A 14,986-nucleotide genomic window follows, 5' to 3' on the forward strand; every position below is an offset into this window, starting at 1 on the left:
ACCGATGATGTCCCGCCGTGCCCGGTCAGCGCGGAAAGACCTCGAACTTCGGGGACCGGTTGGTCGCCGACGGCGGCACCCGGTAGTGCCGGAGGGTGAAGCCCATCATCTCCCGGAAGGCCGGCGCGGCCACCGCGCCACCCTCCCCGCCGGGGCTCCAGACGAACACGGCCACCACGTACCGGGGCTTCTCCGCCGGGGCCATCCCGATGAACGAACCCACCTCGCCCGGCTGCCGCTTGCCGTCCACGTACCGCAGGCCGGTGCCGGTCTTGCCGGCCACCCGGTAGCCGGGGACGGCGGCGGCCAGGCCGGTGGCCCGCCCGTCCGGGCCGTCGACCGTGGTGACCGCCTCCAGCATGGTGCGCAGGGCGGCGGCGTTCTGCGGGCTGAGCACCGAGCGGGTGATCGGAGCGGCGGCGGGGGTCTTCTTCCCGTCCGACCCGATCACGCTCTTGATCAGGTGCGGCTGGACGTACGTGCCGTCGTTGGCGATGGCGGCGTACGCGGCGGCCATCTGCAAGGGGGTGGCGTCCACGCTGTGCCCGATCGGCACCGACCCGTACGACGAGCCGCTCCACTGGTCGGCGGGGAGCAGCCGGCCGGAGGCCTCCCCCGGCATCCCCTCGCCGGTGGGCTGCCCGAGCCCGAACCGCTTCTGGTAGTCGATCAGTCGGTCCCGGCCCAGCTTGTCGGCGATCTCGATGGTCCCCACGTTCGACGAGAAGGCGAGCATCCCGGGGATGCTCATCTTCCGCCCGTTGGCCGGGTGGGTGTCCTGGAAGGTCGTGTCGCCCTCGCGGATCGTGTTGGGCACCGGGAACGCGGTGTCCGGCGTGATCACGCCCTCCTGGAGGGCCGCGCCGTAGGTGATCGCCTTGTGGATCGAGCCCGGGTCGACGATGAAGCTGGTGGCGGCGTCCTCCCGGTCGCTCGGGGAGTTGACCTTCTCCGGGTCGGCCGCGTTGTAGCCGGGGTAGCTCGCCTGGGCCAGCACCTCGCCGGTGGACGGCTCCAGGATCACGGCCGCTCCGACGCTGCCCCTGGTCTGGGCCATCTGGGTGGACAGGATCCGCTGCGTCATGAACTGCAGGTCCCGGTCGATGGTGAGCTCCATCGAGCCACCGGGCTTGGCCGGGGTGGTCAGGCTGTAGCCGCCCGGGATCGGGGCGGCCAGGTCGCCCTGCCCCACCTCGTACGTCTTCTTGCCGGGCTGGCCCTCCAGCAGGTCGTCGTACTTCGCCTCCAGGCCCTCCAGCCCGGTCATGTCCTGGCTGACGAAGCCGATCAGGTTGGCGGCCAGGTCACCGCCGGGCACCTCGCGCTTCTCGTCGCGGTGCACGCCGATGCCGGCCAGGTCCAGCGCCACGATCTGCTTGGCCTTGTCGATGTCGACACCGCGGGCCAGGTACTCGAACTGGGACGGAACGCCGGTGGGCAGCTTGCGGCGCTTCATCCGGTCGGCGAGGTCGGAGACGGACACCCCGAGCAGCGGGGAGAGCAGCCTGGCGGTGGCGAACCGGTCCTTGACCCGGGTCGGGTCGGCGAAGACGTACCGCGCCTCCACGCTGTGCGCCAGCGGGGCGCCGGTGCGGTCGTAGATGGTGCCGCGCGGGGCCGGCAGCTCGACCACGGCCAGCCGGTTGTCCAGGCCGCCGTCGGCGTACGCCGGGGTGTTGACGGTCTGGAGGAAGACCAGCCGGATGCCGATGGTGGCGAAGAGCGCCAGGGCGAGCAGCGTGCCGAGCCGCAGCCGGCGGCGCGGGTCGGCGAGCTTCGGCGGGCGCGGCGGCTTGCGGGACGGCCGCCGGGCGGCGGCCGGGCGCTCCGGGCGGCGCGGGCCGGGCCGGCGCCGGGGTGGCACCTCGTCGTCGTCGAAGGGCTCCCGCACCGGCCGGGCCACGGTCCGCACCACGCCGGTCCGGCCGCCCCCGGCGGTCTCCCGGCGACCGGCGCGGGTCGCCCCGGCCCGGCCGCCGTCGAGCACCTGCAGCGCCGGCCGGAACGGGTCGCCGGAGCGGTTGCTGCGCGGGGTACGCCGCTGCTCGGCGCCTCCGCCGGCGCCGGTCCGGGCGGCCCCGCCGCCCTCCCGGATGGTCCGCCCGCGGGGGGTGTACGCCCGGGCGTCGGAGATCCCCCCGACGCCCGGCTCGCCCGAGCGGGGGTCGGCGTCCCGGCCGCCCCGGGACGAGCCGCGCCGGGAGCCCATGGCGTCCCGGCGCGGTTCCTCCGATCTCGGCGGCACTGCTCAGCCTCCGTTGCCCTGCTGGCTGGTGATGGCCGGCGCGCCCTCCGCCGGGTGCGGAACGCCGATCATCTTCCCGTCCGGCAGCCGGATGTACGCCGGCTCTCCCGACTCGACCAGGCCGAGCTTGCGGGCGTTGGCGGTGAGGTTGCCCGGGGCCTTCTGCTCGGCGATCTCCTTCTCCAGCTCCTGCTGGTCGACGTCGAGCTTGGCCTGCTGCTGCTGGAGCTTCTCCAACCTGAACGCGTTCTCGTTGATCTTGGTGTTGACCGCCAGGATGCCGAGCACCCCGCCGACCACCAGCACCAGGATCAGGCCGACGAACGGGGCCCGCGGCACGCGCACCGGCAGCGGCGGGGCGACCCGCAGTCGCGGCGCCGCCGCGTCGGCGCTCCGGGTCCGCTCGGCCGGCTGCAGCGCGGCACTGCCCTGGGTGGGGAACTCGCGCGCCCCCCGGGCGCGAGTCTCCCCCCGGCGGTCGAGCCGGTCGGCCCCCGCCGTCGTGCTGCGCGTGGTGCGCTGCGCCGTGGTCCGGCCCCCCGACCGCGGTGCGCGCTGCCCGACGGCGTCCCGGCCGTCGCGCTTGTCAACTTTCATGTCCCCTCCCCCTCTTCGTCCGTCCCGTTCCCGTCCCCCGGAGCCGAACCCGGGCCCTTACCGGACCCCGGTGACCCCGTCCCCGGTTGGTGCATCGCCTTCACCCGGCGGCGATACCGTTCGCGGTCGGTACGCCCCTGCCGGGCCGCCTCCGGGTCGAGCCGTTCCGCGGCCCGCAGCCGCACCGAGGCCGCCCGCGGGTTCGCGGCGACCTCCGCCTCCCCGGGCAGCTCGGCGCCCCGGCTGAGCAGCCGGAACGTCGGGCCCGACCCGGGCAGTTCGACCGGGAGGTCGACCGGGCCCTTACTGCGGACCCGGTCGGCGAGCGCCTGCTTGGTGAGCCGGTCCTCCAGCGAGTGGTAGGACAGGACCACCATGCGGCCGCCCACGGTGAGGTTGTCGAGAGCGGCTGGCAGCGCCGTCTCCAGCGCCGCCAGTTCCCTGTTTACCTCGATCCGTAAAGCCTGAAACGTTCTCTTTGCCGGGTGTCCCCCGGTTCGCCGGGCTGGTGCCGGAATGCTCTCCCGGACCAGTTCGGCCAGTCGCGCCGACGAGGTGATCCGGGCACGCTCGCGCTCCCGGATGATCGCCGAGGCGATCCGCCCGGCGAACTTCTCCTCGCCGTACACCCGCAGCACCCGGGCCAGCTCCGGGTGCGAGTAGGTGTTGACCACCTCCTCGGCGGTCACCCCCCGGGTCTGGTCCATCCGCATGTCCAGCGGCGCGTCCTGCGCGTACGCGAACCCGCGGTCGGGCGCGTCCAGTTGCAGGGACGAGACGCCGAGATCGAACAGGACCCCGTCGACCGCCGGGTAGCCGAGCCGGTCGAGCACCTCGGGCAGCTCGTCGTAGACGGCGTGCTCGAGGTGGATCCGATCGGCGAACCGGGCCAGCCGGACCCGCGCGTGGGCGAGGGCCTCGGTGTCCCGGTCCAGGCCGATCAGCACCGTGTTCGGGTGCGCCTCGAGCACCGCCTCGGCGTGCCCGGCCAGGCCCAGCGTCGCGTCGACATGGACGGTGCGTCCGTTCCGCCCCAGCGCGGGGGCCAGCAACTCGAGACACCGCTCGAGCAGCACCGGCACGTGCGTGCCGCGTAGCTCCCCCATGTCGACCCCCACCGGTTGAAACCTTCCGTCCATGTCGCGTCCGTCGTCGCCACGACGCCTCGTCATACCGCCAGATCCCCATCCGCTCTCGCCCGCCGGAGGCTGCGGCCCTCCGTATCGGATCGTGCGCCTGGCACCGGGGAAGGGGTGCCAGGAACTCGAAAGCGGCTGGAGATCTCGCAGTACGTCGGGCGCCGTCACGCCCTACAGACCGCCGGGCAGCACCCCCTCCTCGATGTCGGCGAAGTCGTCTTCGCTCTCCGCGAGGTAGGCCTCCCAGGCCGCCTTGTCCCAGATCTCCACCCGGGTGCTCGCGCCGATCACGACCAGATCCCGGTCGAGCGCGGCGTACGAGCGCAGGTGCGCGGGGATGGTGACCCGCCCCTGCTTGTCCGGAATCTCGTCGTGCGCGCTGGCGAAGAAGACCCGGCTGTAGGCCCGGGCCGTCTTGCTCGTCATCGGCTGCGCGCGCAACTGATCGGCAATCCGCTGGAACTCGGGCATCGGGAAGACGTAGAGGCAGCGCTCCTGCCCTTTGGTGATCACGACACCCCCCGCCAGCTCATCCCGGAACTTCGCCGGAAGGATCAACCGGCCTTTGTCGTCCAGGCGCGGAGTGTGGGTGCCGAGGAACATCGGCCCAACCCCCTCGCCCTGAGCGGCGTTCGCGGCGCCGCTGACCCCCCGGGCCGGTGCGGCCCTCCCGGCCTCACCATCGCGCCCCACTCTACTCCACTTCCCTCCACCCGCAACCAGAAACGCCCGCGTGGCGCGGCGTTTCCGCGCGCAAAAGAGCACGTCAAAGGGGGTGGGGCGGAGTGGAGGGGGGTGGCGCGCCCGCGCGCCGGTCCGCTACCCGACATTGATCGACTCCATCCGGCCGAGCACCCGATGGCCGTCCGCCGGTCGCCCCCGGCCGAACGGATCGCCGTCGGCGGCGATCTGGCGGGCCCCGGGTTCCGGTAACCTCGCTCGCGTGACGGACGCGAAGATGCCTATGCGGGCAAAGGTGGCCAGCTCCGTGTCGCGGACCGCCGCGGCACTGTCGCGGGCCGCAGGCCGCGGCGACGGCTCGGTGATCGGCGGATGGATCGGCCTCAAGATCGACCCGGACCTGCTGGCGCACCTCTCGGCAGGGCGCGCCATCGCCCTGGTGTCCGGCACCAACGGCAAGACCACCACCACCCGACTCACCACCGCCGCCGTCGGTGTGCTCGGCCGGGTCGCCACCAACTCCTTCGGCGCCAACATGCCCACCGGCCACACCTCGGCCCTGGCCAAGGCCGGCAGCACCCCGTACGCGGTGCTGGAGGTCGACGAGCACTACCTCGCCCAGGTGCTGGAGGCCACCGACCCGCACGTGGTGGCGCTGCTCAACCTCTCCCGCGACCAGCTCGACCGGGCCAAGGAGGTCGCCATGATGGCGCAGCTCTGGCGCGCCGCGCTGGTCCGGCACCCCGACGTCCGAGTGGTCGCCAACGCCGACGACCCGATGGTGGTCTGGGCCGCCACCCCGCCGGCCGACCCGGCCCGGGGCCACATCCCGCCGCACGTCACCTGGTTCAGCGCCGGCCAGCGCTGGCACGACGACTCGTGGGTCTGCCCCGAGTGCGGCTCCACCATCCAGCGCTCCGGCGAGCGGTGGTGGTGCACCGGCTGCCCGCTGCGCCGCCCGGAGCCGCAGTGGACCGTCGAGGACGACGGCGTGGTCGACCCGACCGGTGCCTGGCACAAGGTGCAGCTGCAGCTCCCCGGCAAGGTCAACCTCGGCAACTCGGCCACCGCCCTCGCGGTCGCCGCCGAGTTCGGCGTACGCCCGGTGGACGCGGTCTCCCGGCTCGGCTCGGTCACCTCGGTGGCTGGCCGGTACGCCCAGGTCGACCGGGACGGGCGCAACGTCCGGCTGCTGCTGGCGAAGAACCCGGCCAGCTGGCTGGAGGCGTTCGACATGGCGGACGAGGCGCCCACCCTGCTCTCCATCAACGCGCGCGACCCCGACGGGCTGGACACCTCCTGGCTCTTCGACGTCGACTTCGCCCCGCTGCGCGGCCGGCAGGTGCTGATCACCGGCGACCGGGCGTACGACCTGGCCGTCCGGCTCGACGTCAACGGCGTGCCGTTCCAGCACGTCCGGAGCTTCGACGAGGCGATCCGGGCGGTGCCTCCAGGCCGCCTCGAGGTCATCGCCAACTACACCGCCTTCCAGGACATCCGAGCGGAGCTGGACCGTGTCAACTGAGAGCCTGCGCATCGTCTGGATCTACCCCGACCTGCTCTCCACCTACGGCGACCGGGGCAACGCGCTGATCCTGGCGCGCCGGGCCCAGTTGCGCGGCATGCCGGTCGAGGTGCTGGAGGTCCGCTCCGACCAGAAGCTGCCCGCCACCGCCGACATCTACCTGATCGGCGGCGGCGAGGACGGCCCGCAGGCGCTGGGCGCCCAGCGGCTGATGGCCGACGGCGGCCTGCACCGGGCGGTGGCCCAGGGCTCGGTGGTGTTCGGGGTGTGCGCCGGCTACCAGCTCCTCGGCACCTCCTTCTTCGCCAAGGGCACCAGGTACGCCGGGCTGGAGCTGCTGGACATCTCCTCGGACCGGGGTCCGACCCGGGCGGTCGGCGAGCTGGCGGGCGACATCGACCCGCGGCTCGGCATCCCGTACCTGACCGGGTTCGAGAACCACGGCGGGCGGACCCACCTCGGCCCGGGCGTGTCGCCGCTGGCCCGGGTGACCGCCGGGGTGGGCAACGACGAGGTGACCGAGGGCGCCTGGCGGGGCAAGCTGCTCGGCACCTACTCGCACGGCCCGGCGCTGGCACGGAACCCGGCCCTGGCCGACCTGCTGCTGCGCTGGGCGACCGGCATCCACCAGCTCCCCGCGCTCGACGACACCTGGGCCGACCGGCTCCGGTCCGAGCGCCGCGCCGCGGTGGCCGCCGCCGCCCGGCCGTGACCTCCGCCGCCCGGCGGCTGCTTCGGCAGCCGTCGGCGCGCCGGTTCGCGCTGCTGCTCCTGCTGCTCGCCGGGTTCGCTGTGGCGCTGCTGCTGGTGCCCCGGCCGGACCCCGGGCAACTCCCCCGGCTTGTCCACTCCCTCGGCGGGTACGCCCCGGTCGCGGCGATCGTCGGCGGCGCACTGCTGCTGGTCGCGCTGGTTCCGCGCACCTTCGTCACGCTCGCCGCGGGCGCGCTGTTCGGCCCGTTCCAGGGCGCCGCGTACGCCCTCGGCGCGGCGCTGCTCGCGGCGGCGCTCGGCTTCGCGGTCGGCCGCCTGCTCGGGCGGGAGTTCGTGGCCGAGCGGGTGCGCGGCCGGCTGGCCCGGCTGGACGGCTGGTTCGGCCGGCAGAGCGTGCTCGGGGTGATCACGGTACGGCTGCTGCCGATCGCCGGCTTCGGGCTGGTCAGCTACGGCTACGGCACCACCGGGGCCCGGTTGCTGCCGTTCCTGGCCGGCAGCGTGATCGCCGCCGCCCCCACCGCCATCGGCTACGCGGCGATCGGCGCGGCCGTCACCTCCCCGGGAGAGATCAACTGGTACGCCGCCGCCCCGGCCAGCCTCGGCCTGATCGCCAGCGCGGTGATCATCCACCGCTGGTGGCGGGCGGAGCGGCAGCGCCGGTTGGGCCCGAGCTGACCGTGACCGCTCCCGAGGAGCCACCGCCCGGCGGTTTCCTCGCCACGATGGTCCGGGTCGGCGACCGTACGCCGCACACCCCCGGCCGCCATCGACGTCGTCGCCGCGCCGCTGCGCCGCTTGGCGGCGGTTGTCCCGCGGGACAGGCGGTAGTAGTCAGGAGGCTGTGGAGCTGACGTCACCAACGACTCAGCCAGAGCGACCGTGCCGCCACCACCCGGTCAAAACATCCCAGATCGGCCTCCCTGTCTGCCGGCCGCCCGCCCGCGTGAGTCGGCAACGACATCAGCTCAACAGCGTGCCGAGGAACATGTGCCGCTGCCGCACGTCGGCCCGGCCGGCGACCCGATGGCGCGGAGACCGGGCCACCTCACCCGGACGGGACCACCAGGCCCGCCTCGTACGCGGCGATCACCAGGTGGACCCGGTCCCGGGCGCCCAGCTTGGTGAAGAGGCGGGCTACGTGGGCCTTGGCGGTGGCCGGACTGATCACCAGCTCCTCGGCGATCTCCGCGTTGGACAGTCCCCGCCCGACCAGGGTCAGCACCTCCCGCTCCCGGTCGGTCACCGCGGGCAGCGCGCGCGGCCGGGGCACCGGGTCGGGGCTGCGGGCGAACTCGGCGATGAGCCGCCGGGTGACCCCGGGCGCGATCAGCGCGTCCCCGGCCGCCACCACCCGGACCGCGCCGAGGATCTCCTCCAGTGCCATGTCCTTGACCAGGAACCCGCTCGCTCCCGCACGCAGCGCGGCGTGGACGTGCTCGTCGTCGTCGAAGGTGGTGAGCACGAGCACCCTCGTCGGGCGGCCGGCGGCGCTGATCGCCCGGGTGGCCGCGATCCCGTCGGTGCCCGGCATCCGCAGGTCCATCAGCACCACGTCCGGCACTGCCTCGCGGGCCAGCCGGACCGCCTCGGCGCCGGTGCCCGCCTCACCGACCACCTCGATGTCCGGCGCGTCGGCGATGAGCACCCGCAGCCCGGCCCGGACCAGCGGCTGGTCGTCGGCGAGCACCACCCGGATGCTCACGCGTCCGCCTCCGCCGGTAGCCACGCCGCGACCCGGAACCCGCCCTCGGATCGGGGTCCGGCGGTGAACCGGCCGTCGAGCAAGGCCGTCCGCTCCCGCATCCCGACGATCCCGTGCCCCTCGCCACCGAGCGGGCCACCCCGGCCGGCATCGACCACCTCGACGGATACCCCGTCGGGGGCGTACCCGACGGTGACCCGGCACTCCCCGACGCCCGCGTGTCGCACCACGTTGGTCAGCGCCTCCTGCACGATCCGGTACCCGGCGAGATCGATGTCCGCCGGCAGCGGACGCGGCGCACCGTCCCGGCGCACCGCCACCCGTACCCCGGCGTCCGCCGCGGCGGCGACCAGCGGGTCCAGGTCGGCCAGGCCGGGCGTGGGGTCCAGCGGCGCCGCCGCGCCATCCGGGCGGCGCAGCGCGCCGAGGGTACGCCGCAGCCCGCCCAGCGTCTCCCGGCTGGTCCGCTCGATGGTGGCGAGCGCGGCGCGGGCCTCCCCCGGCTGGGTGTCGATGACCCGGGCGCCCACCCCGGCCTGGATGGCGATCACCCCGATGCTGTGCGCCACCACGTCGTGCAGCTCGCGGGCGATGCGCAGCCGCTCGGCAGTGACCGCCTCGGCGGCGGCATGCGCACGCAGTTCCTCGGCGTGCCGGCGGCGGACCCGCACCGAGTTGCCCACCATCCAGCCAGTGACCACCGCCAGGACGGAGATGGTGGCACGGTCCACCGGATCGGTGGCCGGGTTCACGAAGCTCGCCGTGACCTGCACCACTAGCACCGCGCCGGCTGCGAAAACGGAGACCCGGCGCGGGTTCCGCGCCGAGACGAGCCCCAGCATCAGGTCGACGACGAGGAACTGGAGGTACCAGAGGCCGGCCAGGTAGTCGTTCTCCCAGCCGTTCGTCGCCACGGTGACCACGGATGATCCGGCGAGCATCAGCCCGAGCGCGAGCAACGGGCGACGCCCCAGCAGGCCGGCGGGCAGGAGGACCACCAGGGCCGGCGCGAGGTAGCGGAACGGGATACCCGGAAAGCTGCCATCGGGGGTCGGGATGCTCAGGACGGGACCACCCCCGCCGGAGGTCGACGCGAGCAACACCACGACGGGGAGCAGGGCGATGCCGGCCCAGACCAGGACCGTCCGCATCCGGCGGGCGACAGGATCAGGACGCGTGGCGATGGCCTCCATGGACCACACCGTAGCCAGCGAGCGGCCGCGCAGTCATCGGCCCGCGGGCGTACGCCCCGGGGTGGACGGTCGACGGGACAATGTGGTCGGTGGCCGGACGACGGGCCGTCCGGCGTCCGGCACCGTCGACCCCGTGATCGAGCTACGTGACCTCACCAAACGGTACGGCCGGACCACGGCCGTCGACCGGCTGACCCTCCCCGTCCGGCCCGGACACGTGACCGGTTTCCTCGGTCCGAACGGCGCCGGAAAGTCCACCACCCTGCGGCTGATCCTCGGTCTGCACCGCCCGACCAGCGGCACGGCCGTGGTGGACGGACGACCGTTCGCCGAGCGTCCGCGCGGGCTGCGCCACGTCGGCGCGTTGCTCGACGCGGGCGACGTCCACGGCGGTCGCAGCGCCCAGGCGCACCTGACCTCGCTGGCCTGCAGCAACGCCATCCCCCGGTCGCGAGTGGACGAGGTGCTGCGCGACGTCGGCCTGGCCGGCGTCGCCGGGCGCCCGATCGGCGACTTCTCGCTCGGCATGAAGCAGCGGCTCGGGATCGCCGCCGCGCTGCTGGGCGACCCGCCGGTGCTGCTCTTCGACGAGCCGTTCAACGGTCTCGACCCGGAGGGCGTGCGTTGGGTGCGTGGGCTCTTCCACCGGCTGGCCGGCGAGGGACGTACCGTCCTCGTCTCCAGCCACCTGATGAGCGAGATGGAGCAGACCGCCGACCACCTGGTGGTCATCGGGAGGGGCGAACTGATCGCCGACGAGAGCCTCGCCGCGTTCGCCGCCCGCAGCACCCGCCCGCAGGTCGTCGTCCGTACGCCCGACCCGCCCGCGCTCACCGCCGCGCTACGCGCCGCCGGAGGGGACGTCCAGGCCGAGACGGACGGCTCGCTCACGGTCGCCGGCCTGACCGCCGCGGAGCTGGGCGACCTGGCGTTCGCCCGCGGCGTCCCACTGCACGAACTGGCCACCCGGACTCCCTCCCTCGAGGAGGCGTTCATGGCCCTGACCGCCCACCGCGTCGAGTACCTGTCAGGAGACCGCCGATGAGCACGCTGACCGAACCCGCCACCGCGACCCGCCGACGGACCGCCGAGCCCGCCGCCCGCTTCCGCGACCTGCTCGCCGCCGAGTGGATCAAACTGTGGTCGCTGCGCTCCACGTACGGGTCGATGGCGCTGATCGCGGTGTCGGCCGTGCTGTTCAGCGCCCGGGCCGCCCTCGCCGACCACCACAACTGGCCGAGCTACTCCGCCGAGCGGCGGGCCTGGTTCGACCCGATCCACGACGCTTTTCCCGAGGAGGGATGGCTCTTCGTCATCCTGGCCGCCGGCGCCGTCGGCGCCGTGCTGATCGCCGGCGAGTACGCCAGCGGTCAGATCCGGACCACCTTCGCGGCGGTCCCGGACCGCCGGGCGGTGATGACCGCCAAGGTGGTGGTGCTGGCCGCCGTCATGCTGGTGGTCGGGGTGCTGGCGGCGACGGCCTCGTTCTGGCTGTCCCAGGCCATCCTCGCCGACCGGCACGCCGGCGCGTCGATCACCGATCCGGGCGCACTGCGCGCCGTAGCCGCGTCGGCGCTGCTGCTGCCGGTCTGCGCGCTCACCGGCCTGGGCATCGGCGCGCTGGTCCGGTACACCGCCCCGGCGATCGTCACCACCACGGCGGTGCTGCTCCTGCTACCGATGGCCTTCGACAACAGGCACCGGTGGACGGCCGCGATCCACAACGCCCTGCCGGTACCCGCCTGGGAACGCCTGGTCGGGAACCCGTTCGTCGGACTGGACGGTCACCCGGCGACGATCCCGGACTCGTGGGCGGTCTTCGCCGCCTGGCCGGTCGTCACCGCCCTCGTCGCGATGGCCGTCGTCCACAGCCGCGAGCCCTGACGCGGATACGCCGCAGGCGCGCCCCGAGCACGGGACGCGCCTGCGGCGGTACGGGCAAGGGTCAGGCGACGACCGAGACCATCCGGCCCTTCACCACGATGACCTTGCGGGGCTCCTTGCCGCCCAGCGAGCCGGCCACCGCGTCCAGCGCGGCCGCCCGGACGTCCTCCTCGGACGCGTCGGCGGCCACCTCGATCCGGCCGCGGACCTTGCCGTTGACCTGCACCGGGTAGGTCACCGTCTCGGCGACCAGCAGCGCCGGGTCGGCGGTCGGGAAGTCCGCGTAGGTCAGCGAGGTGTCGTGGCCCAGCCGCCGCCACAGCTCCTCGGCGACGTGCGGGGCGAACGGCGCCAGCATCAGCACCAGCGGCTCGGCCACCTCACGCGGGGTGGCCGACAGCCGGGTCAGCCCGTTGGTCAGCTCGATCAGCTTGGCGATGGCGGTGTTGAACCGGATCGCGTCCATGTCGCCGCGAACCCCGTCGATCACCTTGTGCAGCAGCCGCCGGGTCTCCTCGTCGGCCGGCACGTCGGTGACCCGCGGGTCACCGGTCTGCTCGTCGACGACCGCGCGCCAGACCCGCTGCAGGAACCGGTACGAGCCGACGACCGCCCGGGTCTCCCACGGGCGGGACACCTCCAGCGGACCCATCGACATCTCGTACACCCGGAAGGTGTCCGCGCCGTACGCCGCGCACATCTCGTCCGGGGTGACGACGTTCTTCAGGGACTTGCCCATCTTGCCGTACTCGCGCCGCACCTCGGCCTCGCCGTGGAAGAAGCGGCCGTCGACCTCGACGACCTCCTCGGCCGGCACGTAGGCGCCCCGGGCGTCGGTGTAGGCGTACGCCTGGATGTAGCCCTGGTTGAACAGCCGGCGGAACGGCTCGAACGACGAGACGTGGCCCAGGTCGTACAGCACCTTGTGCCAGAAGCGGGCGTACAGCAGGTGCAGCACGGCGTGCTCGGCGCCGCCGACGTACAGGTCGGTGCCCCCGCAGTCGCCCGCGCCGCGCGGCCCCATCCAGTACCGCTCGTTCTCCGCGTCGACGAACCGCTCCTGGTTGGTCGGGTCCAGGTAGCGCAGCTCGTACCAGCAGGAGCCGGCCCACTGCGGCATCACGTTGGTCTCCCGGGTGTAGCGCTTGGGCCCGTCGCCCAGGTCCAGCTCCACCTCCACCCAGTCGCGCCGGCGGGACAGCGGGGTCTCCGGGTTGCTGTCCGCGTCCTCCGGGTCGAACGTCTTCGGCGAGAAGTCGTCCACCTCGGGCAGCTCGACCGGCAGCATCGACTCGGGCAGCGCGATCGGGGCTCCGGTGGAGTCGTAGACGATCGGGAACGGCTCGCCCCAGTAGCGCTGCCGGGAGAACAGCCAGTCCCGCAGCCGCCAGGTGACCGCCCCGGCGCCGTGCCCGTTGGCCTCCAGCCACTCGATGATCCGGGCCTTGGCGTCGGCGACGCCCAGGCCGTTCAGGTCCACGCCGCGGTCGGGCGCGGCGCTGTTGATCGCCGGGCCGTCCCCGGTCCACGCCTTGCCGGCGAAGCCCTCCGCCGGCTGCACGGTCCGCACGATCGGCAGGTCGAAGACCTCGGCGAAGTCCCAGTCTCGCTCGTCCTGGGCGGGCACCGCCATGATCGCGCCGGTGCCGTAGCCGGCCAGCACGTAGTCGGCGATGAAGATCGGGATCTGCCCGCCGGTGACCGGGTTGGTGGCGTACGCGCCGACGAAGACGCCGGACTTCTCCCGGGTCTCCGCCTGCCGCTCCACATCCGTCTTGGCCGCCGCGGCCTTCCGGTACGCCTCGACGGCGGCCCGCGGGCTGGCGTGCCCGCCGGTCCAGGCTTCCTTCGTCCCCTCCGGCCAGGCGGCCGGCACCAGCACGTCGACCAGCTCGTGCTCGGGCGCCAGCACCATGTAGGTGGCGCCGAAGACGGTGTCCGGCCGGGTGGTGAAAACCTTGATGCGGGCTTCGCCCGCAAAACCGGAGTCAGCGGTCGAGGCCGGAAACTCGATGTGCGCCCCGGTGGACCGGCCGATCCAGTTGCGCTGCTGCAGCTTGATCGGCTCGGGCCAGTCCAGGGTGTCCAGGTCGTCCAGCAGCCGGTCCCCGTACGCGGTGATCCGCATCATCCACTGCTTCAGGTTCCGCTTGAAGACCGGGAAGTTGCCCCGCTCGGAGCGGCCGTCCCCGGTGACCTCCTCGTTGGCCAGCACGGTGCCCAGCCCCGGGCACCAGTTCACCGGCGCCTCCGAGACGTATGCCAGCCGGTGGTCGTCGACGATCTTCCGCCGCTCGGCCACGGTCAGCTCGGCCCAGGGCCGGCCGTCCGGGGTGGGCCGGGTGCCCCCCTCGAACTCGGCGATCAGCTCGGCGATCGGGCGGGCCTTCTGCGCGTCCGGGTCGTACCAGGAGTTGAAGATCTGCAGGAAGATCCACTGGGTCCAGCGGTAGAAGTCGGTGTCGATGGTCGCCACCGAGCGCCGCTCGTCGTGGGCCAGCCCCAGCCGGCGCAGCTGCGCCTTGTAGCGCTCGATGTTCGCCTCGGTGGTGGTCCGGGGGTGGGTGCCCGTCTGCACCGCGTACTGCTCGGCGGGCAGGCCGAACGCGTCGAAGCCCATCGCGTGCAACACGTTGCGCCCGGCCATCCGCTGGTAGCGGGCGAAGCAGTCGGTGCCGATGTAGCCCAGCGGGTGCCCGACGTGCAGGCCGGCGCCCGACGGGTAGGGGAACATGTCCAGCACGTACAGCTTCTCGGCGCCCGCGCGAGGGTGGCCCGGGTCGGCCAGCGGGCCGGTCGGGTTCGGCGCGTGGAAGGTGCCCTCCCGCTCCCAGGTGTCCTGCCAGCGGTGCTCGATCTCCGCGGCCAGGGCCGCGGTGTACCGGAACGGGGGGGTGTCGGTCGCCGGTGCGGCTGCCTCACTCATGGCGTCTCCTCGGCGCGGGTCATGTCGGATATGGCGGGTCTGCTGCGGGCACAAAAAAGCCCCTCGCACAGGAGGGGCGGCCGTGCTGTCGCGCGTTCAGCGCATCAGCACGGCTCGGTAAGAAGCAGGAAGACTCCGGCCATGACGGGCAGTGTACCCCGCCTGCCCATCGAGCACCTCGCCCGCACCACAGGTCGGGATTGATCCCCCGGTTCGGCGAATATTTCGGGCGTAACCGACCGACCGCCTGCGGGGGTCGGCGGCAACAAGAAACATGGTTAGCCTGAGAGACCAGTGAGATTTTTGCGGCAGACGAGGCTCGACGTCGCGAACCAAACGGCGGGTCCAGGTGCTCTATTCAGCGCTGCCGTCCAGGC

General features: G+C 73.4%; 12 protein-coding genes. 5 read left to right on the forward strand and 7 right to left on the reverse strand.

Going from position 1 to position 14,986, the window contains the following annotated elements:
* Nucleotides 1-25: 25 nt before the first annotated feature.
* The 4 genes from ACFYOS_RS09645 to mraZ form a co-directional block, all read right to left on the reverse strand.
* Entirely contained in the window at nt 26-2,245 is a 2,220-nt protein-coding gene (locus ACFYOS_RS09645) for a peptidoglycan D,D-transpeptidase FtsI family protein (RefSeq protein ID WP_387137685.1), read from the reverse strand.
* Between the two features lie 3 nt (nt 2,246-2,248).
* Nucleotides 2,249-2,842, reverse strand: coding sequence for a hypothetical protein (locus ACFYOS_RS09650; protein ID WP_387137688.1), 594 nt, complete (start codon nt 2,840-2,842; stop codon nt 2,249-2,251).
* Nucleotides 2,839-3,948 carry a 16S rRNA (cytosine(1402)-N(4))-methyltransferase RsmH gene (gene rsmH, locus ACFYOS_RS09655; RefSeq protein ID WP_387137929.1) on the reverse strand — a complete coding sequence of 370 codons (1,110 nt, stop codon included), beginning with the start codon at nt 3,946-3,948 and terminating at the stop codon, nt 2,839-2,841. Before rsmH ends, ACFYOS_RS09650 begins: the two co-directional genes overlap by 4 nt.
* 204 nt (nt 3,949-4,152) lie before the next feature.
* Entirely contained in the window at nt 4,153-4,584 is a 432-nt protein-coding gene (mraZ, locus tag ACFYOS_RS09660; protein ID WP_387137691.1) for a division/cell wall cluster transcriptional repressor MraZ, read from the reverse strand.
* Nucleotides 4,585-4,939: 355 nt separating this feature from the next.
* Between mraZ and ACFYOS_RS09665 the strand changes: the two genes are divergently transcribed.
* From ACFYOS_RS09665 to ACFYOS_RS09675, 3 genes are read left to right on the forward strand one after another with little or no spacing between them, the layout of a single operon-like run.
* Nucleotides 4,940-6,187 (forward strand): MurT ligase domain-containing protein, encoded by a 1,248-nt coding sequence (locus ACFYOS_RS09665; protein ID WP_387137933.1) that lies wholly within the window; start codon nt 4,940-4,942, stop codon nt 6,185-6,187.
* A complete protein-coding gene (locus ACFYOS_RS09670) occupies nt 6,177-6,899 on the forward strand; it encodes a type 1 glutamine amidotransferase (RefSeq protein WP_387137693.1) in 723 nt (240 codons plus the stop codon). The genes ACFYOS_RS09665 and ACFYOS_RS09670 overlap by 11 nt, the downstream gene beginning before the upstream one ends.
* Nucleotides 6,797-7,579 (forward strand): TVP38/TMEM64 family protein, encoded by a 783-nt coding sequence (locus ACFYOS_RS09675; protein WP_387137936.1) that lies wholly within the window; start codon nt 6,797-6,799, stop codon nt 7,577-7,579. Before ACFYOS_RS09670 ends, ACFYOS_RS09675 begins: the two co-directional genes overlap by 103 nt.
* 370 nt (nt 7,580-7,949) lie before the next feature.
* On the opposite strand, the gene ACFYOS_RS09680 is transcribed toward ACFYOS_RS09675, so the two are convergent.
* Together ACFYOS_RS09680 and ACFYOS_RS09685 are read right to left on the reverse strand one after the other, a co-directional pair.
* Nucleotides 7,950-8,606 carry a response regulator gene (locus tag ACFYOS_RS09680; RefSeq protein WP_387137696.1) on the reverse strand — a complete coding sequence of 219 codons (657 nt, stop codon included), beginning with the start codon at nt 8,604-8,606 and terminating at the stop codon, nt 7,950-7,952.
* Complete coding sequence (locus tag ACFYOS_RS09685; RefSeq protein ID WP_387137698.1) at nt 8,603-9,799, reverse strand: sensor histidine kinase; 1,197 nt, start codon at nt 9,797-9,799, stop codon at nt 8,603-8,605. The genes ACFYOS_RS09680 and ACFYOS_RS09685 overlap by 4 nt, the downstream gene beginning before the upstream one ends.
* A gap of 133 nt (nt 9,800-9,932) precedes the next feature.
* On the opposite strand from ACFYOS_RS09685, the gene ACFYOS_RS09690 reads away from it, so the two are divergent.
* Nucleotides 9,933-10,844, forward strand: a complete 912-nt coding sequence (locus tag ACFYOS_RS09690; protein WP_387137701.1) for an ABC transporter ATP-binding protein — start codon at nt 9,933-9,935, stop codon at nt 10,842-10,844.
* Entirely contained in the window at nt 10,841-11,683 is an 843-nt protein-coding gene (locus ACFYOS_RS09695; RefSeq protein ID WP_387137704.1) for a hypothetical protein, read from the forward strand. The genes ACFYOS_RS09690 and ACFYOS_RS09695 overlap by 4 nt, the downstream gene beginning before the upstream one ends.
* Nucleotides 11,684-11,744: 61 nt before the next feature.
* Here ACFYOS_RS09695 and leuS read toward each other — a convergent pair whose 3' ends face one another.
* Nucleotides 11,745-14,609 carry a leucine--tRNA ligase gene (gene leuS, locus ACFYOS_RS09700; protein WP_387137707.1) on the reverse strand — a complete coding sequence of 955 codons (2,865 nt, stop codon included), beginning with the start codon at nt 14,607-14,609 and terminating at the stop codon, nt 11,745-11,747.
* Nucleotides 14,610-14,986 lie beyond the last annotated feature (377 nt).

This window comes from Micromonospora sp. NPDC005806, from assembly GCF_042871425.1.
Classification (GTDB): Bacteria; Actinomycetota; Actinomycetes; order Mycobacteriales; family Micromonosporaceae; genus Micromonospora.

Coding starts and splice junctions, on each gene's coding strand:
- ACFYOS_RS09650 (WP_387137688.1), bottom strand. CDS start 2,842: ATGAAAGTTGACAAGCGCGACGGCCGGGACGCCGTCGGGCAGCGCGCA.
- rsmH (WP_387137929.1), bottom strand. CDS start 3,948: ATGGGGGAGCTACGCGGCACGCACGTGCCGGTGCTGCTCGAGCGGTGT.
- mraZ (WP_387137691.1), bottom strand. CDS start 4,584: ATGTTCCTCGGCACCCACACTCCGCGCCTGGACGACAAAGGCCGGTTG.
- ACFYOS_RS09665 (WP_387137933.1), top strand. CDS start 4,940: ATGCCTATGCGGGCAAAGGTGGCCAGCTCCGTGTCGCGGACCGCCGCG.
- ACFYOS_RS09685 (WP_387137698.1), bottom strand. CDS start 9,799: ATGGAGGCCATCGCCACGCGTCCTGATCCTGTCGCCCGCCGGATGCGG.
- ACFYOS_RS09695 (WP_387137704.1), top strand. CDS start 10,841: ATGAGCACGCTGACCGAACCCGCCACCGCGACCCGCCGACGGACCGCC.
- leuS (WP_387137707.1), bottom strand. CDS start 14,609: ATGAGTGAGGCAGCCGCACCGGCGACCGACACCCCCCCGTTCCGGTAC.